The organism is Ancylobacter radicis, assembly GCF_018449475.1.
In the GTDB taxonomy this organism is placed as follows: Bacteria; Pseudomonadota; Alphaproteobacteria; order Rhizobiales; family Xanthobacteraceae; genus Ancylobacter; species Ancylobacter radicis.
On sequence record NZ_JAHCQH010000022.1, the window covers coordinates 110,938 to 131,782 of the forward strand.

Sequence of the window (20,845 nt, forward strand, 5' to 3'; positions counted from 1 at the left end):
TCCGGGAGGCGGCACGAGAAGCCGTCCGCCTTGTGGCGGCGCATCGGCCTTTTTGCCGTGCTCCAGCTTCTTGTTGTCGTGACGTGCCTGCTGCTCATGCAACAGGCGCCGCCCACCCCGCCCGCGGCCTATGCCATCCGTTCGGCCACGCTGGTGGCGAATGGCGAGAGCACGCAGGTTTCCCTGCCTTTCCTGCTGCACTCGACCTTCACCATGGCCGATCCGCCGGTGTTCGAGAGCAGCTTTCAGTATCACCCCGACAGCGCCGGGACCCCCTGGGCCATCATGCTGCCGCGCTTCGCCAATGCGGTGGAGGTGAGGATCAACGGGCAGAACGTGCTCGACACCCGGCTGGACCCGGTTGCGAACCGGCAATTGCAGAACCCGTCGGTCATCGCCACGATTCCCGATACGATGCTGCGCGAGGGCCGCAACGATCTGTCCATGCGGCTTTATGTATGGGGCCCATTGCGGGGCTATCTGGACCGCGTCTTCATCGGACCGCGCGCGGAACTCAGCCCAGCCTACCGGCTGCGCAATTTCCTGTTCTCGACACTGCCGCTGATCTTCAAGGCCTGGCAGGCGATCCTCGCGCTGATCCTCGGCATCATGTGGCTCAACCGGCGGCACGACGTGGCCTATGGCGTGCTGGGCCTGACGATGGTGGTGGGCGTGCTTCAGGGGCTCGCCATGACACCGCTGACCACCGGCGTGCCGGCCAGCCTCGATGCATTGCTGGCCGCGACGATGCCGCTTGAAGCGGCGCTGATGTTCATCTTCCTCGTGTTGTTCTTTCACTGCCCGCTGCCACGCTGGACGCCGCTGCTGTTTCTTCCCTCGCTGGTGATGCTGATCAGCGCCATTCCCGGTGATCCCGCTCTGGTTCGCTGGGTCTATGCGCTGGTTGGCGTCTCCGCCGGTGGCCTGTTCATGGTGCTGTGCCTCTTCTTTCTCGCGCGCATCACGCTTCAGCGCGGCGATATTGTCAGCCTCACCTTGAGCTGCGCCATCACGGCCCTCGTCACGGCCTGGGGTTATGACCTGCTGGTGGCCACCGATATTCTCGGCCATGGCCGCATCTTCCTGTCGCGCCTGTCCTATTCCTTCCTGCTGGTGGCGATTGGGGCCGGCCTGACCTGGCGCTTTGCCCACGCTTTGAACGAGGTGGACAATTTCGCCAGCCGGATGGTGGAACTGGTCGGCGAGGCCGAGGAGAAGGTCCGCGCCAGCTTCGCCCGCGAGGAGGAACGGTCGCGCGCCATGACCCTCGCGGCGGAACGCTCCCGCCTGACGCGCGATCTGCATGACGGGCTCGGCGGCCAGCTCATGAGCATTGTCGCGCTGAGCGAACGCGAAGCCGGCGGCGAGCGCATCAACCAGGCCGCGCGCGCCGCCCTGCGGGAGCTGCGCCTCGTCATCGACGCCATGGACGATATGGGCGGCGATCTGCTGCTCGCTTTGGGCAGTTGGCGGGAGCGCGCGCAGGCCCAGTTGCGCTCGCACGACATCCAGCTCGACTGGCAGGCCGAGCAGCAGGGCCTGCCGCTCCATCCCGAGCTGCGTCCGTGGCACGTCATCCAGATCGTGCGCATCCTCGACGAGGCGATCACCAACGCGGCCCGCCATTCCGGCGCCGGCCGCGTGCGGGTGCGCGTCGGCTCCGGGAGGCCGGATGGCCCGGAGGCCAGCGGTTCGGGGGGGTGGATCAGCATCAGCGACGATGGCCGGGGGGCAGCGCCGCCGCCCGATCTCCGGGTCCCGGTCCGCAAGGGGCGCGGGCTCGCCAACATGCGCGCGCGGGCAACCATGTGCGGGGCGTCGCTGGATATCGTGATCGGCGGCTCGGGGGCCTCCGTCCGGCTCGACCTGCCGGCCACTTTCCCCGCCACGCCACTGGCGGAGCCGGCGGTCGCCGCGTCCTCCTAGGGCCTGAACCAGTTCGTTTCGATCCGTCGGAAACTCAGTTTAAGTATTTGATTTAAATATATTTTATTGAGTAGGGTTCGTGCCGGTCGGTCCTGGCCGATGTCGGAACAATCCCGCTGGCCCAGCGTTGCCCCCCGGTCGACGCCATCCTTTCTGACCCTATGCGAGCCTTGGTCGATGCTGGCCCGGGCCGCGAACGACGGACAAACTCATGCCGCCGCGCGCGCTGTTCAGCATCCTGCTGCTCGTACTCTGTCTGCTCGGTGCCGCCCCCGCCGGGGCCCAGTCGCCTTCCCTCTCTCCCGCCGCCTCAGCTTCGACCGCGACACCCGCGCCGGACACGCGCGAGGATCTGCGCGCGCTGCTCCAGACGCTGGAGAACGATGACGCGCGCGGCGCGTTCATCGCCCGCCTGCGGGCGCTGGCCGGCACCGGACAGGCGGCGGAGGCGCCGGCCCGCGACGACTGGCTCGCCGGCGCGACGCAGACGCTGGGCGCCTTCTCGGGCTCCGTACTTGGCCTTGTCGGCGAGCTGGAGCGCCTGCCGGCCTATACGGGAGAGGTGCTGGACGGGCTGTCCGATCCCTTCGTGCTGGAGCGCGTCGGCTGGGCGGTGACGATGGTGGTCGCGGTGCTCGCGGCGGCCCTGCTGGCGGAATATCTGGTGAAGCGGCTGCTCGCCCGTCTGCGCCTCTCCGTCGTGGCGCGGCCGGCGCGCTCATGGCCGACGCGGGTGCTGCTGCTCGTGGTGCGCACGATGCTCGACATCCTGCCCATCGCCGCCTTCGCCGCCGCCGCCTATGGCGTGCTGGCACTGGTCGATCTCGCCTTCATCGTCCGCCTCGCCGTGGTGACGGTGATCAACGCCAATGTGCTGGCGCGGCTGATCCTGGTGGCGGCGCGGGCGGTGTTCTCGCCGGATGCGCCGCAGATGCGGCTGGTGCCGATGGGTCCCGAGAACGCGGCCTATGGCTATCTCTGGGCCCGGCGTTTCACCCACACCATCGTCTACGGCTATTTCCTGCTGCGCGCCGCCTGGGTGCTCGGCCTGTCCTTCGCCGCCTATCGCTCGCTCGGCAATCTGCTCGGCCTGTTCGTCGCCGGCATGTGCGTCGTGTTCGTCCTGCAGGTGCGCGGCGGGGTGGCGCGGCGGCTGCGGCGGCTCGGGGCGCGGGAGGGACGGACGGCGCGGCTGCGCGACGGGCTGGCCGATTTCTGGCACGTGCTGGTGATCGGCTACATCGTCGCCGCTTATCTGGTCTGGGTGATGGATGTCGCTGGCGGCTTCGCCTTCCTCGCCCGCGCGAGCCTGCTCTCGATCCTGACCATTCTGCTGGCGGCGCTGGCGCTCGGCCTCGTCATGCGCGGCTTCGACCGGATGTTCTCGCTCAACCGCGACCTGCACGCCCGCTACCCGCTGCTGGAGACGCGCGCCAACCGCTACCTTCCGGCGCTGCGCACGGCGGTGCGGGCGGCGATCTCGCTTATCGCTCTGCTGATGCTGCTGGAGATTTGGGGCGCCGCGCCGTTCGAGTGGCTCGCCTCCGAGCGCGGGCAGGGCATGGTCGGCCGGCTGATCTCGATCGGCGTGGTGCTGGTCATCGGCCTCATCGCCTGGGAGATCGCCAGCGCCTTCGCCGAGCGGATGCGGCTCGGCAATCCCGCCTCGACCCGGCTGAAGACGCTGCTGCCCTTCCTGCTGAACGCCTTCCGCGTGGTGCTGCTGACGCTGGGCGGGCTGATCCTGCTCTCCGAGCTCGGCGTCAACATCGCCCCGCTGCTGGCCGGCGCCGGCGTGCTCGGCCTTGCCGTGGGCTTCGGCGCGCAGACGCTGGTCAAGGACGTCATCACCGGCATCTTCATCCTGATGGAGGACACGATCTCGGTCGGCGACGTGGTCGAGGTCGGCGCCCATGCGGGGCTTGTGGAGAAGATCTCCATCCGCACCGTTCACATGCGCGACTTCGACGGGAATGTGCACTCCATCCCCTTCGGCGAGGTGCAGACCATCAAGAACATGTCGAAGGACTTCGCCTACGCCGTGGTGGATGTGCGCATCGCCTATCGCGAGAGCATCGACGACGCGCTGGCGCTGATGGCCGAGGTGGCCGCTGACATGGCCGCCCGCGGCCCGCTGGCCGAGACCATCATCGAGCCGTTCGAAGTGGTCGGTGTCGAGGGGCTGGAGCAGTCCCATGTCTGGCTGCGCGGGCGCTTCAAGACCCGCCCGCTCGGCCAGTGGAACGTCAAGCGCGAGTTCTACCGCCGCATCAAGGCGGCGTTCGAGGCGCGCGGCATCGAGATTCCGTTCCCGCACCGCACGCTGTATCTCGGCACCGACAAGAAGGGCCACGCCGCGCCGCTGCGCGTGGTCAACCAGCGCGCCGAGGATGTGGCGCGCCCGCCGTCCCGCCGGACCGATGCGGCCCGCGCCGCGCGCACGCCCGGCCCGCATATCGAGGAGCATCCAGGCGCGCGCGAGCGCAGCGAGGAGGAGGGCGAGGCCAGCCTGCTGCCGACCATCGAGGAAAAGGCGACCTGAGACGGCGCGGCCGCTGGCTTCCCAACCGGGTGCCCGCCGCCCGTTCAGCCGGCTTTCATCCGCGCCGCTTCCGGGGCGGTGCCGGCGGGAGCGCCGGCCAGTTGCTCGAAGGCGTCCTCCACCAGGCTGACATGGTGCAGCATGGCGGCATGGGCGCTCGCGGCATCGCCGGCCAGCACGGCGCGCACCACCGCCCCATGCTCGGCATGGGAGCGCGCCAGCCGGCCCGGCGCGCGGAACTGGGCCCGCCGGAAGGGGGCGAGGCGCCGGCGCAGCCCCGCCGTCATTTCGGACAGCACCGGGTTATGCGCCCCGGCATAGAACATGGCGTGCAGCGCGGTGTTGGCGGCGGTGTAGGCGGGGACATCGTCCTGCGCCACCATCTCGCCCATCTGGTCGTAATGCGCCCCGAGCCGCCGCCGCTCGATCGGCGTCATGCTCATGGCGGAGAGCCGGGCGCAGGTCGCCTCCAGCTCGCCCATGGCGATGAACAGCATCTCCAATTGCTCGGACGTCACCTTGGCCACAATGGCGCCCCGGCGGGGGCGCAGCTCGATCAGGCCGGTGGTGGCGAGCTGGCGCAGCGCCTCGCGGACCGGGGTGCGGGAGGTGCCGTAGCGGCCGGCCAGCATATGCTCGTCAAGGCGGCTGCCGGGTTCAAGCGTGCCCTCGAGAATGGCATCGGCGATCTCGCCGGCCAGTTTCTCGGTTCGGGTCTGCCGATCGTCCAACATGGGAAGGTGCCTATCCCGCTGCGTTCACACTGAAACGCTGTCTATCCTTGCCACGCTTTGCGGAGTGCATACAGCCCAGAATTTATGCGCGGCTGGAAACTATTTGAGCACGCAATTTTGAAAAATTGCATGCAGAATTTACCTCGAGAATGCAATGCACATCGCCGCATGTCGGCCAGATCGAGGGTCCGGAGCCATGAACCGTCGTGAGTTTCTGAAGTCCGCCACCGTCCTGTCCTCGGCCGCCGCGGCCGGCGTCGCGGCCCCGTCGGTGCTCTCGCCGGCCGTCGCCCAGTCGGCCCGCCAGGAGACCCTTCTGCTGGTCAGCGAGGGCGGCCCCAACAATCTCGACATTCATGGCGTCGGCACCAACCGGCCCGGCTATGAGGTGGCGTGGAACTGCTATGACCGGTTGATGAGCTACGGCTCCAAGACCCTGCCGGACGGCACCGTCACCTATGATCGCGACAAGCTGGTGCCGGAACTGGCGGAAAGCTGGGATCTCGGCAAGGAGTCGGTCACCTTCAAGCTGCGCAAGGACGCCACCTTCCACGATGGCAGCCCGGTCACCGCGCAGGACGTGAAATGGTCGTTCGACCGCGCCGTCTCGGTCGGCGGCTTCCCGAGCTTCCAGATGAAGGCCGGCTCGCTGGAGAAGCCCGAGCAGTTCGTCGTCGTGGACGACCACACCTTCCGTGTCGATTTCATCCGCCCCGACCGGCTGACCATGCCGGACCTCGCCGTGATCGTGCCCTCGGTGTTCAACGCCAAACTGGTCCAGTCCAAGGCCACCGAGCAGGACAAATGGGGCATGGAGTTCACCAAGCAGAACACCGCCGGCGGCGGCGCCTACAAGGTGGTGAAATGGCAGTCGGGCACCGAAGTGGTGTTCGAGCGCAATGAGAGCTGGAAATGCGGCCCGCTGCCGGCGCTGAAGCGCGTGGTGTGGCGCATGGTGCCCTCCGCCGGCAACCGGCGGGCGCTGATCGAGCGGGGCGATGCCGATATCTCGTTCGACCTGCCGGCCAAGGATTTCGTCGAGCTGGACAAGGCCGGCAAGGTCAAGGTCGTCTCCAACCCGATCAGCAACGGCATCCAGTATATCGGGATGAACGTGAACAAGCCGCCCTTCGACAAGCTGGAGGTGCGCCAGGCGGTGGCCTATGCGCTGCCCTACCAGAAGATCATGGACGCGGTGATGTTCGGCCTCGGCAAGCCGCTTTACGGGGCCGCCTCCAACACGGTGAGCCAGCCGGTCTGGCCGCAGCCGCATGGCTACACGACCGACATCGCCAAGGCCAAGGAACTGATGGCCAAGGCCGGCTACCCGGAAGGGTTCGAGACCACGCTGTCCTTCGATCTCGGTTCCGCGGCGGTCAATGAGCCGCTCTGCACGCTGGTGCAGGAAAGCCTTGCCCAGATCGGCATCAAGGCGACGCTGAACAAGATTCCCGGCGCCAACTGGCGCGGCGAGCTGACCAAGAAGGAAATGCCGCTGATCGCCAACTTCTTCTCGGGCTGGCTCGACTACCCGGAATACTTCTTCTTCTGGTGCTATCACGGCCAGAACGCCCTGTTTAACACCATGGGCTACAAGAACCCGGAGATGGACAAGCTGATCGACGGTGCCCGCACGGCCTCCGCCGTCGGCGACTGGCCGGCCTATGACAAGGATGTCACCGGCTTCATCGACCTCGCCTTCGCCGAGGTGCCGCGCGTGCCGCTCTACCAGCCCTATCTCAGCGTCGCCATGCAGAAGTCGATCAGCGGCTATCAGTACTGGTTCCACCGCCAGCTCGACTACCGCACGCTGAAGAAGGGCTAGAGCATTTTCGAGCGAAGTGGATTCCGGTTCGCGTGAAGAAAATGCGTCAGAACAATAACCTTGAGCTTTTTCGGTGAACCGGAATTCACCGAAAAAGCTCAAGCTGCCTCCCCATTGACGTCATGCCCGGCCTTGGGCCGGGCATCCACGCCTTTGGCGCGGGACAAGACATGGATGGCCGGGACAAGCCCGGCCATGACGGCAGAGGTCGTAGAGGCGACGCCTTTGGGTCGCCGTCAAACGGGAGGTCGTTTTGCTCAAACAGATCGCCGGGCGTCTCGCCACCGCGCTGCCGAGCCTTGTCGGGGTGGTGATCGTCACCTTCCTGCTCACCCGCGTGCTGCCCGGCGACGCGGCCGCCTATTTCGCCGGTCCGGCGGCGACGCCCGAGGCGGTGGCGCAGATCCGCGCCCAGCTCGGCCTCGATCAGCCGCTGATCGTGCAGTTCCTCGCCTATGTGAAGGACCTCGCCACCGGCAATCTCGGCACCTCGCTTACCACCGGGCAGCCGGTGCTGGACGATATTCGCGCCCGGCTGCCCGCCTCGGCCGAGCTGACGCTTCTGGGCCTGCTGATCTCGGTCGCCGTCGCCGTCCCGCTGGGCGTGCTCGCGGCGGTGCGGCAGGGCTCGTGGATCGACCATCTGTGCCGCGTGGTGGCCACCGCCGGCGTGTCGCTGCCGGTGTTCTTCACCGGGCTGCTGTTGGTCTATGTGTTCTATTTCAAGCTCGGCTGGGCCCCGGCGCCGCTCGGGCGGCTCGATTTCTTCTATTCCGCCCCGCCCACGCTCACCGGCTTCTATCTGGTCGACAGCCTCGCCGCCGGCGAGTTCGAGCTGTTCCGCGCCGCCTGGTCGCAGATCTGGCTGCCCGCCGTGACGCTCGCCATCTTCTCGCTGGCGCCGATCACGCGCATGACGCGGGCCTCCATGCTCTCGGTACTGGCCGCCGATTTCGTGCGCACCGCCCGCGCCAGCGGGCTGAAGCCGTCCAAGGTCGTGATGGGCTATGCCTTCCGCAACGCGCTGCTGCCGGTCATCACCACGCTCGGCATGGTGTTCTCCTTCCTGCTCGGCGCCAATGTGCTGGTGGAGAAGGTGTTCGCCTGGCCCGGCATCGGCTCCTACGCCATCGAGGCGCTGATCACCTCCGATTTCGCTCCCGTGCAGGGCTTCGTGCTCGCCATGGCGGTGCTCTACGTGCTGCTGAACCTCGCCATCGACATCCTCTACGGGCTGGTCGATCCGCGCGTGCGCCTCGACGCCTGAGGGAGACGGATATGAGCCTCGCATCGACCGGTACGACGTCCGCGCGCGAGGGGCTGCTCGCCCATGCCCGGCACATCGTCACCGAGAACCCGGTCACCGGCCTGGCCTTCGGGCTGTTCGCGCTGTTTGTTCTCACTGCACTGATCGGTCACCTCATCGTACCGATCGACCCGCTCGTCAGCGACACCGCCGCCGCCCTCCAGCCACCCAGCGCGCGGCACTGGTTCGGCACCGATCAGCTCGGCCGGGACATCTTCGCGCGCGTCGTGGTGGCCACAAGGCTCGACATGGTGATCGCTATCTCCTCGGTAGCATTAGTGTTTTTCGCCGGAGGCCTGGCGGGGCTGGCGGCCGGCTATTTCGGCGGCTGGACCGACCGGATCATCGGCCGCATCTGCGATACGATCATGGCCTTCCCGCTCTTCGTGCTCGCCATGGGCATCGTCGCCGCCCTCGGCAACACCGTCACCAACATCGTCATCGCCACCGCCATCATCAACTTCCCGCTCTACGCCCGCGTCGCCCGGGCGGAGGCTAACATTCGCCGCGAGGCGGGTTTCGTGCAGGCGGCAAGGCTTTGTGGGAACTCGGAAATTCGAATTCTGCTGACGCAGGTCGCGCCTAACATCCTGCCGATCATGATGGTGCAGGTATCGCTCACCATGGGCTATGCGATCCTCAATGCGGCGGGGCTGTCCTTCATCGGGCTGGGTGTGCGCCCGCCCACCCCGGAGTGGGGGATCATGGTTGCTGAGGGCGCGTCCTTCATCGTCTCCGGTGAATGGTGGATCGCCTTCTTCCCCGGCGTGACGCTGATGCTCGCGGTCTTCTGCTTCAATCTGCTCGGCGACGGCCTGCGCGACCTCGTCGATCCGCAGCGGCGCCTGTGAGGGAGCGGGCGATGAACATCCACGCCGGAGCCGACCACATGCAGCCGCCTCTGCTCGATGTGCATGATCTGACAGTGGAATTTTCCACCCGTCGCGGCATGGTCCGGGCGGTCGAGAAGGTGAACCTCACCCTCGCCAAGGGCGAGACGCTGGGCATTGTCGGCGAGTCCGGCTCCGGCAAATCCGTCACCTCCTACACCGTCATGCGCATTCTCGACCGTGCCGGCCGCATCGCGGAAGGCAGCATAACCTTCGGCGGCGTCGATGTCGGGAACGCCCCGGAGGCGCAGGTGCGGACCCTGCGCGGGCGCGAAATGTCGATGATCTTCCAGAACCCGCGCGCGGCTCTCAACCCGATCCGCAAGGTGGGCAAGCAGATCGAGGATGTGCTGATCGAGCATGTCCAGGCGCAGCCCAGCAACGCCAGAGAGAAGGCCATCGAAGTGCTCCAAGCCGTGCGCATCGCCCGGCCCGAGGAACGCTACCACGCCTATCCCTTTGAATTATCGGGGGGCATGTGCCAACGCATCGTCATCGCGCTGGCGCTGGCCTGCCGCCCGCAATTGCTGATCGCCGACGAGCCGACCACCGGGCTCGACGTCACCACCCAGAAGGCGGTGATGGATCTGGTGGTCGAACTTGCCCGCGAACGCAATATGGCGACCATTCTGATCACCCACGACCTTGGCCTGGCTGCCGCCTATTGCGACCGGGTGATGGTGATGGAGAAGGGCCGCGTGGTGGAGACCGCGACCGCCGAGGCGATCTTCCGCGCGCCGCAGCACGCCTATACCCGCAAGCTGATGCGTGCGACACCGCGTGGCGGCATCACGCTGCGCGACCTGCTCCCCGAAGAGGTCGCCGCGGAGATGGCGCCGCTCACCACGGCAAAGCCACTCGCGGGCGGCCCGTCCCTGCTGGTGGTGGAGAACCTGATCAAGGAATATCCGCGCCCCTCCACCGGCTCCGGCCTCGCCCGGCTGTTCGGCGCAAAGGTTGCGCCACCGGAGCCATTCCGGGCGGTCGACGGCATCAGTTTCTCGCTGGCGCGCGGCGAAAGCCTTGGACTGGTGGGCGAATCCGGCTGCGGCAAATCCACGACGTCGATGATGCTGATGCGCCTGCTCGACCCAACCTCGGGACGCATCATCTTCAATGGCGAGGATCTGGCGAACATCTCCGCCAAGACGTTTGCCCGCTCACCATGGCGCTCGCGCATCCAGATGGTGTTCCAGGATCCCACGGACAGCCTCAATCCGCGTTTCACGGCGGCCCGCTCCATCGCCGATCCACTGATGCGCCTAGGCGAGCCGATGGCCTCCGCCGCGCTGCGGGCGCGTGTCGAGGAGTTGGCGACACTCGTCGGCCTGCCGGTGTCCCTGCTCGACCGCTTTCCTCACCAGCTCTCCGGCGGACAGAAGGCGCGCGTCGGCATTGCCCGCGCCATTGCGCTCGATCCCGAACTCGTGGTGCTCGACGAGCCGACTGCCGCGCTCGACGTCTCCGTGCAGGCGGTCGTGCTGAACCTGTTGCAGGACCTCAAGCAGCGTCTCGGCATGAGCTACATCTTCGTCAGCCACGACCTCGAAGTGGTGCGCATGCTGTGCGATCGGGTCATCGTGATGCGCTCCGGGCGCATCGTCGAGGAAGGTCAAACAGAAGCGGTGATGGCATCACCAAAGGCCGACTACACCCGAGAACTGCTCTCCTCCATCCCGCACCCACCTGCGTAGCTACCGGGTGGCGGTCGAACGGGCGGATTGAGCTTCCCGGCCAAAGCCGCGATGATGCCGGCGCCCCGGTGGCGGGGTGCCGGAGATTCGTCCTTATGTTCAATGGCCTGCTGCGCCATCCCGTGACGCTGATCGTCGGTGCCGTGCTTGCGCTGTTCGCGCTCTACGAGATCAGCGTGCGTTTCTTCGGCTACACCGCCGATGCTTATGTGATGAGCGACATCATCGTATTGGCGTCGGAGATCGAGGGGCCGGTTTCGCGCCTCGCGGTGCAGAACAATGAGTCCGTCACCGCCGGCCAGCTTTTGTTCGAGATCGAGAAAACGCCCTATCAACTGAAGGTGCAGCAGACCCAGGCGGCCTTGCAGCAGGCGCAGGCGGATCTGGACCTTGCGCGAGACGAGGTGAAATCGGCGCAGGCCGGCGTGGTGTCGGCGCAGGCGGTGCTGACCAATGCGCAGGCACAGCTCGCGCGCGTAAAGTCTCTATCGACGGACGGGTACTCGACCGAGGCAAGTCTCGACGTGGCGGTCCGCGACGTGGCGACGGCGACCGCCAATGTGCAGACCGCGCAGGCTGCGCTCGACGTGTCCAACCGCCGGGTGGCCGTGGCCATCGCGACGATTGCCTCTGCTCAGGCGTACCTCGCCAAGGCGCAGTACGATTTCTCCAAAACCACCGTCGCGGCGCCCGAGGCGGGACGCATCGCCCCCTTCACCATCCGTGTCGGCGACTATCTTCAGCCCGGCTCGGAAGTGCTGGCCGTGATCACCGATAAGCGGCGGCGGGTGGTCGCCAACATGGCGGAGCGCCATCTCGCGCGCATCCGCACCGGCCAGAGCGTGTGGCTCACTCTCGGATCGGACCCCTGGGTTCTCCACCATGGCCGTGTGAGCGGCATCGCTGCCGGCGTCGCGCGTTCCCAGGATAATCCGCAGGTCGTGCCTTATGTCGATCCGACCACCGACTGGGTACGCCTGCCACGTCGCTTTCCCATCGAGATCACGCTCGACGCGTGGCCGGATGATCTCGGCCTGTTCAACGGTTCGGATGCCCGCGTGCTGATCTGGTTCTGACGCCATGGATGATGTCACCCGACAGGCTTTCGCAACGGCGTCGGGTGTCCTCGCCGCCGTCTACATCGCGCTCGCCATGGGGTTGGCGGAGCCCTATTGGGCGGCGCTCAGCGTCATGATCATCGCCAATGTCGACCGCGATGCCCTGTTCACCAAGGGATTGCTGCGCGTGACCGGCACCTTTGTCGGCGTGTTCAGCGGCTATGTGGTGGGCCAGTGGATGGAAGGGCTTCCCTTCCAGCAGGCGGCTTTGGTGATGATCGCTGCCGGTATCGGCACCTATGGCCGGCAGCGCAGCGCCTATGGCTATGCCTGGTTCTACGGCGCGCTGACCTTTGCGCTGGTGATGCTCTACACCATGGTCCAGCCGCAGGATCTCTACAGCTTCGCGCATTATCGCTGCTACGAGATCGTCATCGGCGTTGCCTGCGGCACGCTGGCCAACTGGGCGCTCGGGCCGAGGGCGGGAGAGCTTCCCTCTCACATCGTCGCTCAGCTTGCGACCACCACGCCGGAAAACGCGCTCTGGCAAGCGATCGTCGCGGCCGTTGGCACGCTGACCATCATCCTCACCTGGTCGCTGTTCGACCTGCCGCAACTGCCGCAGGTGCTGATTTCAAGCCTGATCGTGGTGGACAGCGACCCGGTCGCGACCCGCCATCGCGGGGCGCAGCGCATCTTCGGCTGCATTCTCGGGGGTGGAGCGGGGCTGATCGTGATCGCCATCGATGCGTCGCTGCACTGGTGGTGGACCGTGGCCCTGTTCCTTGGCGTGTTCGGCTTCTCGCGCATCCACCTCACCAAATCGGCACAGGCCTATGTCGGTACGCAATCGGCCATCGCCTATCTGGTGACGTTGGTGAGTGTCGGCCCGCCGGTCTCGATGAGCCCGCCGGTGGAGCGTCTCGTCGGCATCGTCATCGGCGTCAGCATCATGACCGTTCTGGTCTGGGCGCTGAACCCGAAGGCACCGGTGCCGAAGGCTGCGTAGTTGGCCGGCCGGTAGGCTCGCGTCGAACCTCAATGGGGGGCGGGATGAGGCGCGGCGCCTCCTCCCGGCCGGCGGCAAGGCTCACTCCGCGGGGAGAGGTACGGAGGGAGCCTCGCCATGCTGGCGCAGCGCGCGGTTGCCCGCGAGCCTGCGAAGCAGGACGTAGAAGACCGGTGTGAGGAACAGGCCGAAGAAGGTCACGCCGATCATGCCGGCGAACACCGCGACACCCATGGCATGCCGCATCTCGGCGCCCGCACCGGTGGAGAGCACCAGCGGCAGCACGCCCATGATGAAGGCAAAGGAGGTCATCAGGATCGGCCGCAGACGCAGCCGGCTGGCCTCGATCGCCGCCTCCACCGGGTTGCGCCCGGCGAATTCCAGCTCGCGGGCGAATTCCACGATCAGGATCGCGTTCTTCGCCGACAGGCCGACCAGCACCACGAGCCCGATCTGGGTGAAGATGTTGTTGTCACCCGCCCCGAGCCATACGCCGAACAGCGCGGCGAGGATGCCCATCGGTACGATCAGGATGATCGCGATGGGCAGCGTCAGGCTCTCATACTGGGCCGCCAGCACGAGGAAGACGAGCAGCAGGGCGAGCGGGAAGACCAGCACGGCGGAGTTGCCGGCGAGAATCTCCTGATAGGTGAGGTCGGTCCACTCATAGTCGAAGCCCGGCGGCAGCACCTCGGCGGCGATGCGCTGAGCCGCGTCCTGTGCCTGACCGGACGAATAACCGGGTGCGGGCGAGGCGTTGATGTCGGCGGTCAGGAAGCCGTTATAGCGCATGGCCCGCTCCGGCCCGGCCGTGGCCTCCACCTTCAGCAGCGCGGCGAGCGGGATCATCTCGCCGGTGAGCGAGCGGACCTTCAGCTTGCCGATATCCTCGGGCTTGGCGCGGAAGGGCGCATCCGCCTGCACGCGGACCGAATAGGTGCGTCCGAACTTGTTGAAGTCGTTCACATAGAGCGAGCCGAGATAGACCTGCAGGGTCTCGAACACCGCCTGGATGGGCACGCCGAGCTGGCGGGCCTTGGTGCGGTCCACATTGGCGAAGAGTTGCGGCACGTTGATCTGGAAGGTCGAGAACTGCCCGGTCAGTTCCGGCGCCTGCATGGCCTTGGCCATGAAGGCGTTCGTCACTTCCGCCAGTTGCTCATAGCCCCGTCCGGCCCGATCCTCGATCTGCAGCTTGAAGCCGCCGACCACGCCGAGCCCCTGCACCGGCGGGGGCGGGAACATGGCGATGAACGCGTCCTGGATCGCCCCGTATTTCTGGTTCAGCGACATGGCGATGGCGCCGGCCGAGAGGTTGGGCGTGGTGCGTTCCTCGAAAGGCTTGAGCACCGAGAAGACGATGCCGGCGTTCGACGAGTTGGAGAAGCCGGCGATCGACAGGCCGGGGAAGGCGACCGCGCTGGCGACACCCGGCTCGGCGAGGGTGATCTCCGTCATGCGGCGGATCACCTCCTCGGTCCGGTCGAGCGTCGCGCCGTCGGGAAGCTGGGCGAAGCCGACGAGATATTGCTTGTCCTGCATCGGCACGAAGCCGGACGGCACGGCCTGGAACAGCCACCAGGTGGCGCCGAGCATGACCGCGTAGAAGATCATGACAAGGCTCTTGACCTTGAGCACGCCGCGCACGCCGCTGCCATAGCCGTTGGAACTGCGCGAGAAGGCCCAGTTGAAGCCACGAAAGAACCAGCCGAACAGGAAGTTGATCACTCGCTGCAACGCATCGGGCTCGGCGTGGTGGCCCTTCAGCAGCAGTGCGGCGAGCGCCGGGGAAAGGGTGAGAGAGTTGATCGCCGAGATCACCGTCGAGATGGCGATGGTGAGCGCGAACTGGCGGTAGAACTGACCGGACAGGCCGGAGATGAAAGCGAGCGGCACGAAGACTGCGACCAGCACCAGGGCGATGGCGACGATGGGGCCGGACACTTCGCTCATGGCCCGATAGGAGGCTTCGCGCGGGGAAAGCCCGTTCTCGATGTTGCGCTCGACATTCTCCACCACGACGATGGCGTCATCGACCACGATGCCGATGGCGAGCACGAGGCCGAACAGGCTCAGCGCGTTGATCGAGAAGCCGAAGATGTACATCACCGCGAAGGTGCCGACGATGGACACCGGTACCGCGAGCAGAGGGATGATCGACGCCCGCCAAGTCTGCAGGAACACCACGACGACGAGGACGACCAGCAGCACGGCCTCGAACAGGGTGTGGATCACGGCCTCGATGGAAGCGTCGACGAAGCGCGTCGTGTCGTAGACGATGGCGTAGTCCACACCTTCCGGCATGGTCTTCTTCACCTCCTCCATCGTCGCGCGGACGTTGTCGGCGATTTCCAGCGCGTTCGAGCCCGGCGCCTGGAACACGCCGATACCGACCGCTTGCTTGTTGTCGAGCAGCGAGCGCAGCGCATAGTCGGCGGCGCCGAGTTCGATGCGCGCAACATCGCGCAGGCGCACGATCTGGCCATTGGCGCCGGTCTTCACGACCACGTCGCCAAACTCCTCCTCGGTCTCGAGGCGGCCCTGGGCGTTGACGGAAAGCTGGAGATCGACGCCGGGAGCGGAAGGCGAGGCCCCGACCGTGCCGGCGGCGGCCTGCACGTTCTGCGCGCGGATCTCGCTCACCACGTCGCCGGCGGACAGGCCGTGCTCGGCGATCTTCTGCGGGTCGAGCCAGACGCGCATCGAGTAGTCGCCGGCGCCGAAGATCTCGATCTGGCCGACGCCCGAGATGCGGGCGAGCCGGTCCTTCACGTTCAGCACGGCGTAGTTGCGCAGGTAGGTTATATCATACCGGTCATTCGGCGAGACCAGATGCACCACCATGATGAAGTTCGGCGAGCTTTTCGCCGTGGTGACGCCGAGGCTGCGTACTTCTTCCGGCAGGCGGGGCTCGGCCTGCGCGACACGGTTCTGCACGAGCTGCGTCGCCTTGTCCGGGTCGGTGCCGAGCTTGAAGGTGACGGTCAGCGTCATCACGCCGTCGGTCGTCGCCTGCGAGGACATGTACAGCATGTCCTCCACGCCGTTGATCTGCTCCTCGATCGGCGTTGCCACGGTGGCGGCGATGACCTTGGGGCTGGCGCCGGGATATTGCGCGCGCACGATCACCTGCGGCGGCACGACCTCCGGATATTCGGAGATCGGCATCACCCGCAGGGCCAGCAGGCCCGCCACGAAGATGAGCACCGACAGCACCGCCGCAAAGATCGGCCGGTCGATGAAGAATCTGGAAAAATTCATGTTGTCCTCCCCCCGTCGCGCGGCGCTCAGCGCGCCGTCACGGAGGCGTTGGAGTCGGCGGAAGCGGTTTCCATTGGCACGATCTCGGGCGCCAGCAGTGCGCCCGGGCGCACCCGCTGCAGGCCATTGACCACGATGCGCTCGCCTTCCTTCAGGCCGCGCGTCACCACGCGCAGCCCATCGCTCTGCGCGCCCAGCTTGATCTCGCGATAGGTGGCCTTGTTGGCATCGTCGACCACGAAGACGAACTTCTTGTCCTGATCGGTGCCGACCGCGCGCTCACTGATGACGAGAGCCTGTTCAATCTTGGCGCGACCCATGCGGACGCGGGCGAACTGGCCGGGAACGAGACGCCCGTCCGGATTGTCGAACACGGCGCGCAGGCGGAATGTGCCGGTGGCAGCGGCGACCTGGTTGTCCACGAACTGGAGATGGCCGCGAACAGGCTTGCCGGCCGTGGTGGCCGTGGTGATCTCGACCGGGATGCGGTCGATCTGGCCGAGCACGTCACCCTCGCCAAGCGAAGCGAGGGCTTCGCCGACGGACGTCTCGTCGGCGTCGAAGCCGACATAGATGGGGTTAACGGATACCAGCGTCGTCAGGACGGGCGAGGTCGGCCCGGCGACCACGAGATTGCCGACGGTCACCTCCAGTCGGCCGATCCGGCCCTCCACCGGTGCGCGCACCTCGGTATAGCCGAGGTCGAGCTTGGCCGTGTGGACGGCGGCTTCCGCCGCCCGCAGATTGGCCTCGGCCTCGCGGTAGGTGTTGGTGCGCTGGTCGAGGTCGCGTACCGAGACGACGCGGTTGTCGACAAGCTGCTTGCCGCGGTCGAGTTCCGTCTTGGCGAAGTCGACCTGCGCCGCAGAGGCCTGGCGCATGGCTTCCGCCCGGTCCAGCGCGGCGATGTAGGGCTCGGGGTCGATGGTCACCAGCAGGTCGCCCTGCTTGACCAGCGCGCCCTCGCGGAAATGCACCGCCTTCACCGCGCCGTTCACGCGCGGGCGCAGTTCGACATTCTCCACCGCCTGGAGGCGGCCGGAGAACTCGTCCCAGCGCATCGTGTCCTGCGATTTCAGCACGGCGACGGAGACGGGGGTGGCTGGCATGGCCTGTTCCGGTGCCGGATCGGTGGCGAGCGCGGCGCTGATCGGCCAGGCGAACCAGACGGCGGCAGCCGTGGCGAGGGTCGCGAGGCCCAGCGCAATGCTTGGCTCGCGCCAGGCGCGGAACCGGGGCGTTACTGCGGTAGCGCCCGCGACTTGGGCGATAGGCTTGTCATTCGAAGGGCGAGCATCGACTACGCTCATCTTGCTTCTCCCGGCCTCAGGCCTGAACGTCTTGAATGGCTGCGGCGGGGCCCCCCGCCAGAAACGCTGAAAAAAGAGGCGTCAGATCGCGCGCCCAGGCCGGCAGTTCCGCCGGATCTCGGGGAGCGTCCGTTACGTCCTCATGCACGACCTGCGACTCGACCCACACGCCGTATTCGGCAAGGCGCCGGGCATAGGCGACGCTTTCATCCCGCAAGGCGCAGGCGTCTGATGTGATGATGAGCGCCGGGGCAAGGCCCCCGAGCCGACGCGATCCCAGAGGCGCGGCATAGGGATGAGCCGCCTTGTCCGCCGAGCCTAGATAGGAATGCCAGCCATCCGCCCATCGGCAGCCCTGCGCGCCGATCTGTGCCGTGCGCACCGATTGGGAGCCGAGGCCAGGGTCCAGCATGGGGGAGACGAGAATCTGTCCGGCGACCGGGGGATGGCCCTGGTCGCGGGCCATGAGGGTCAGCGCGGTCGCGATGTTGGCGCCGGCTTCCTCTCCGGCGACGAACAGGCGCGCCCCACGCCCGCACCAGTTCGCCCGCTGGCGGTAAATCAGGTCGAGTGCGGCATAGCTGACATTCAGCGCCGCAGGAAACGGATGTTCGGGGGCCAGCGGATAGTTGACCGAGATGACCACGGCGCCCGCTGCCGCCATGCAGCGGCAGATGTCGATGCTGCAATCGAGGTCGCCGCAGGTGAAGGTTCCGCCATGAAGATGCAGCACGATGGCAGCCGGACGCTGGGCCGCCACGGGGCGGTATACGCGCACCGTCAAGGCGGTCCCCGCGCAATCCAGCGTCTCGTCGGTCCACGGCATCTGCATATACAGCCATCCCACAGGGCGCTTTTCCGCCACCCGGTTCCCGCAGTGCGGTGCAACAAGAATTAGGCTGGCAATCTCCTCGCAAAAATAGGCCATCTGTGTTTTCATTATTCACATATGGAAACAATGAGCCGGCTCGATGGACCAGATTGCGGCGATGCGTGCCTTTGTCCGGGTGGTGGAGGCCGGCACCTTCACCCGCGCGGCGGACCTTCTGGACATGCCGAAGCCCACCGTCACCAAATTGATCCAGCAATTGGAAGCGCATCTGCGCACCAAGCTTCTCAATCGCACGACGCGGCGGGTCGGCGTGACGCCGGATGGAGCGGCCTATTACGAGCGCGCTCTGGCCTTGCTGTCGGATCTCGACGAACTCGACGGTTCGATGACGCGCTCGCAGGCCAGCCCGACGGGGAGGTTGCGCGTTGACGTGCCCTCGTCGCTGGCGCTGTTCGGGATCATTCCGGCGCTGCCGGACTTCTTCGCCCGCTACCCGGAGATCACGCTCGACCTCGGTGTCTCCGACCGCCCGGTCGATCTGGTAGCGGAGAATGTCGATTGCGCGATACGAGGTGGGGACCTTGTCGACCCCAGCCTGATCGCCCGGCGCATTGGCGAGGTGCGGCTGATGCTGTGCGCATCTCCCGCCTATCTGGCGACTTACGGCATGCCCCGCGATCCCCGTGATCTGGAGGAGAGTCATCGCGTCATCGGCTATTTCAGCGCCCGCACCGGGCGGCGGGTGGCGTTCGACGTGGTGCGGGGCGATGAGAGTTACGAGCTTGATCTGCCCTATGCCGTGGCCACGAACGATTCCACGGCCTACCTCTCCGCCGCGCTTGCCGGGCTTGGCATTGCGCAGGCGATCGAGCCAATGGTGTTAAAATACCTTGACGCGGGCTCGCTCGTCCGAATCCTCCCGGAATGGTCGAGCGCACCCATCGTGCTGCATGTCGTTTATTCGCCCAATCGGCATCTGAGCAGCCGGCTGCGCGTCTTCGTCGACTGGGTGGCGGAGATATTCTCCACCAGCCGCATCTATCGCTGGCCGGCTCCCGCACTCGAACTGCTGCGCGGGCCGAATGTCAGTGCGTGACGCCGAGGAACTGCTGAAGCTCGGCCGTCCGTGGATTGGAGAAGACCTCTTCCGGCGGCCCAATCTCGTGCACGCGCCCCTGATGCATGAAAACGACGCGTGAGCAGACCTCGCGGGCGAAGCGCATCTCATGCGTGACCATCATCAGTGTCATGCCCTCGGCCGCGAGTTCCTTCACGACGGCAAGGACTTCGTTGACGAGTTCAGGGTCAAGTGCCGAGGTGATCTCGTCGCAGAGCAGCGCGATGGGCTGCATGGCAAGCGCACGGGCGATGGCGACGCGCTGCTGCTGGCCGCCGGAAAGCTGGTCCGGATAGGCGTCGAATTTGTGGGAGAGCCCGACGCGCTCCAGCATCTTCTTCGCCATCTCCTCCGCTTCGGCCCTGGGGGTCTTCTTCACCACCATCTGCGAGAGCATGACATTGCGCCCCGCCGTGAGGTGGGGAAACAGGTTGAAGCTCTGGAAGATCATGCCGACCTTGAGGCGCAGCGCCTTGAGGTGCAGTTCATCCGGCAGGAGCTGGGCCCCGGCGACGGAGATCGAGCCCTCGTCGATGTTCTCCAGCCCGTTGATGCAGCGCAGCAACGTCGACTTGCCCGAACCGGAGCGCCCGATGATGGCAATGACCTCGCCGGGCTCGACGTCGATATTGATGCCCTTCAGCACTTCGTTGTCGCCGAAGCGCTTCTTCACTTCAGTGATTTCGATGAGCGACATTGAGCTTCCTCTCAAGGATCTGGGAAGACTTGGACAGCGGCCAGCACAGGCAGAAATAGATCAGCGCCACGAAGCCGTAGACGGTGAAGGGTTCGAAGGTGGCGTTCGTTACCATCGTACCGGCCTTGGAAAGCTCCACGAAACCGATGATGGAGGTGAGCGCCGTGCCCTTCACCACCTGCACGGAAAAGCCGACCGTTGGCGGGACGGCCACACGCAGGGCCTGCGGCAGGATCACGTAACGCATCTGCTGCAGGTACCCCATGCCGAGGCTTGAGGAGGCTTCCCACTGGCCGCGCGCGACCGCCTCGACGCAGCCGCGCCAGATTTCGGTAAGGAAGGCCGCGCTCCACAGGATCAGCGCGACCGCAGCGGCGAGCCAGGCCGGTACGTCGATGCCGAACAGGCCGAGGCCGAAAAAGGCCAGGAACAGCTGCATCAGCAGCGGCGTGCCCTGGAAAATCTCGACATAGAAGCGGACGAAGATCTGCCCCAGCCGGCTTTTGCCGATGCGCAGGAACAGCAGCAGAGCGCCGACCAGCCCGCCTCCGATGAAGGAGACGACCGACAGCAGCACCGTCCAGCGCGCCGCCAGAAGCAGGTTGCGCAGGATGTCCCAAGTGGTGAAATCGTTCATCGCTGCC

General features: G+C 66.3%; 15 protein-coding genes. 9 read left to right on the forward strand and 6 right to left on the reverse strand.

Translation table 11 applies throughout. The annotated features are described in order from the left end of the window. The first annotated feature begins 30 nt into the window (after positions 1-30). Positions 31-1,926, forward strand: coding sequence for a sensor histidine kinase (locus KIP89_RS18355; protein ID WP_250152636.1), 1,896 nt, complete (start codon positions 31-33; stop codon positions 1,924-1,926). Positions 1,927-2,137: 211 nt separating this feature from the next. Further along, positions 2,138-4,468 (forward strand): mechanosensitive ion channel domain-containing protein, encoded by a 2,331-nt coding sequence (locus KIP89_RS18360; protein WP_213757040.1) that lies wholly within the window; start codon positions 2,138-2,140, stop codon positions 4,466-4,468. A gap of 44 nt (positions 4,469-4,512) precedes the next feature. Here KIP89_RS18360 and KIP89_RS18365 read toward each other — a convergent pair whose 3' ends face one another. Further along, positions 4,513-5,202 carry a GntR family transcriptional regulator gene (locus KIP89_RS18365; RefSeq protein ID WP_213757041.1) on the reverse strand — a complete coding sequence of 230 codons (690 nt, stop codon included), beginning with the start codon at positions 5,200-5,202 and terminating at the stop codon, positions 4,513-4,515. Between the two features lie 196 nt (positions 5,203-5,398). On the opposite strand from KIP89_RS18365, the gene KIP89_RS18370 reads away from it, so the two are divergent. The 6 genes from KIP89_RS18370 (at position 5,399) to KIP89_RS18395 (ending at position 12,984) form a co-directional block, all read left to right on the forward strand. Beyond that, entirely contained in the window at positions 5,399-7,027 is a 1,629-nt protein-coding gene (locus tag KIP89_RS18370) for an ABC transporter substrate-binding protein (RefSeq protein ID WP_213757042.1), read from the forward strand. Between the two features lie 253 nt (positions 7,028-7,280). Further along, the gene (locus KIP89_RS18375) at positions 7,281-8,294 is read left to right on the forward strand and encodes an ABC transporter permease (protein ID WP_213757043.1); all 1,014 of its coding nucleotides are present in this window, start codon (positions 7,281-7,283) and stop codon (positions 8,292-8,294) included. A gap of 11 nt (positions 8,295-8,305) precedes the next feature. After that, a complete protein-coding gene (locus KIP89_RS18380) occupies positions 8,306-9,184 on the forward strand; it encodes an ABC transporter permease (RefSeq protein WP_213757044.1) in 879 nt (292 codons plus the stop codon). A gap of 11 nt (positions 9,185-9,195) precedes the next feature. Next, complete coding sequence (locus KIP89_RS18385; RefSeq protein ID WP_250152637.1) at positions 9,196-10,917, forward strand: dipeptide ABC transporter ATP-binding protein; 1,722 nt, start codon at positions 9,196-9,198, stop codon at positions 10,915-10,917. Positions 10,918-11,012: 95 nt separating this feature from the next. Beyond that, on the forward strand, positions 11,013-11,993 hold the full coding sequence (locus KIP89_RS18390; protein WP_213757045.1) for an HlyD family secretion protein: 981 nt from the start codon (positions 11,013-11,015) through the stop codon (positions 11,991-11,993). Between the two features lie 4 nt (positions 11,994-11,997). Continuing rightward, positions 11,998-12,984, forward strand: a complete 987-nt coding sequence (locus KIP89_RS18395) for an FUSC family protein (RefSeq protein ID WP_213757046.1) — start codon at positions 11,998-12,000, stop codon at positions 12,982-12,984. 81 nt (positions 12,985-13,065) lie between these two features. Here the strand turns inward: KIP89_RS18395 and KIP89_RS18400 are convergent, their stop codons facing one another. Genes KIP89_RS18400 through KIP89_RS18410 form a run of 3 tightly spaced genes read right to left on the reverse strand, consistent with a single transcriptional unit; the run spans position 13,066 to position 18,387 of the window. Next, entirely contained in the window at positions 13,066-16,245 is a 3,180-nt protein-coding gene (locus KIP89_RS18400) for an efflux RND transporter permease subunit (protein ID WP_213757047.1), read from the reverse strand. Between the two features lie 26 nt (positions 16,246-16,271). Further along, positions 16,272-17,555 (reverse strand): efflux RND transporter periplasmic adaptor subunit, encoded by a 1,284-nt coding sequence (locus KIP89_RS18405; protein ID WP_213757048.1) that lies wholly within the window; start codon positions 17,553-17,555, stop codon positions 16,272-16,274. A 16-nt stretch (positions 17,556-17,571) separates the two neighbouring features. Then, entirely contained in the window at positions 17,572-18,387 is an 816-nt protein-coding gene (locus tag KIP89_RS18410) for an alpha/beta hydrolase (protein WP_213757049.1), read from the reverse strand. Between the two features lie 139 nt (positions 18,388-18,526). Between KIP89_RS18410 and KIP89_RS18415 the strand changes: the two genes are divergently transcribed. After that, complete coding sequence (locus KIP89_RS18415) at positions 18,527-19,483, forward strand: LysR family transcriptional regulator (protein ID WP_213757050.1); 957 nt, start codon at positions 18,527-18,529, stop codon at positions 19,481-19,483. On the opposite strand, the gene KIP89_RS18420 is transcribed toward KIP89_RS18415, so the two are convergent. Both KIP89_RS18420 and KIP89_RS18425 read right to left on the reverse strand, forming a co-directional pair. Continuing rightward, positions 19,473-20,201 (reverse strand): amino acid ABC transporter ATP-binding protein, encoded by a 729-nt coding sequence (locus KIP89_RS18420; RefSeq protein WP_213757051.1) that lies wholly within the window; start codon positions 20,199-20,201, stop codon positions 19,473-19,475. The genes KIP89_RS18415 and KIP89_RS18420 overlap by 11 nt on opposite strands. Continuing rightward, the gene (locus tag KIP89_RS18425; RefSeq protein WP_213757052.1) at positions 20,179-20,838 is read right to left on the reverse strand and encodes an amino acid ABC transporter permease; all 660 of its coding nucleotides are present in this window, start codon (positions 20,836-20,838) and stop codon (positions 20,179-20,181) included. Before KIP89_RS18425 ends, KIP89_RS18420 begins: the two co-directional genes overlap by 23 nt. Positions 20,839-20,845: the final 7 nt, after the last annotated feature.

Excerpts from the sequence above, each read along its gene's own strand:
- KIP89_RS18395 (WP_213757046.1), top strand. The coding sequence starts at position 11,998 with ATGGATGATGTCACCCGACAGGCTTTCGCAACGGCGTCGGGTGTCCTC.
- KIP89_RS18415 (WP_213757050.1), top strand. The coding sequence starts at position 18,527 with ATGGACCAGATTGCGGCGATGCGTGCCTTTGTCCGGGTGGTGGAGGCC.
- KIP89_RS18410 (WP_213757049.1), bottom strand. The coding sequence starts at position 18,387 with ATGCAGATGCCGTGGACCGACGAGACGCTGGATTGCGCGGGGACCGCC.
- KIP89_RS18400 (WP_213757047.1), bottom strand. The coding sequence starts at position 16,245 with ATGAATTTTTCCAGATTCTTCATCGACCGGCCGATCTTTGCGGCGGTG.
- KIP89_RS18385 (WP_250152637.1), top strand. The coding sequence starts at position 9,196 with ATGAACATCCACGCCGGAGCCGACCACATGCAGCCGCCTCTGCTCGAT.
- KIP89_RS18365 (WP_213757041.1), bottom strand. The coding sequence starts at position 5,202 with ATGTTGGACGATCGGCAGACCCGAACCGAGAAACTGGCCGGCGAGATC.
- KIP89_RS18425 (WP_213757052.1), bottom strand. The coding sequence starts at position 20,838 with ATGAACGATTTCACCACTTGGGACATCCTGCGCAACCTGCTTCTGGCG.
- KIP89_RS18370 (WP_213757042.1), top strand. The coding sequence starts at position 5,399 with ATGAACCGTCGTGAGTTTCTGAAGTCCGCCACCGTCCTGTCCTCGGCC.
- KIP89_RS18420 (WP_213757051.1), bottom strand. The coding sequence starts at position 20,201 with ATGTCGCTCATCGAAATCACTGAAGTGAAGAAGCGCTTCGGCGACAAC.
- KIP89_RS18405 (WP_213757048.1), bottom strand. The coding sequence starts at position 17,555 with ATGAGCGTAGTCGATGCTCGCCCTTCGAATGACAAGCCTATCGCCCAA.
- KIP89_RS18380 (WP_213757044.1), top strand. The coding sequence starts at position 8,306 with ATGAGCCTCGCATCGACCGGTACGACGTCCGCGCGCGAGGGGCTGCTC.
- KIP89_RS18360 (WP_213757040.1), top strand. The coding sequence starts at position 2,138 with ATGCCGCCGCGCGCGCTGTTCAGCATCCTGCTGCTCGTACTCTGTCTG.
- KIP89_RS18390 (WP_213757045.1), top strand. The coding sequence starts at position 11,013 with ATGTTCAATGGCCTGCTGCGCCATCCCGTGACGCTGATCGTCGGTGCC.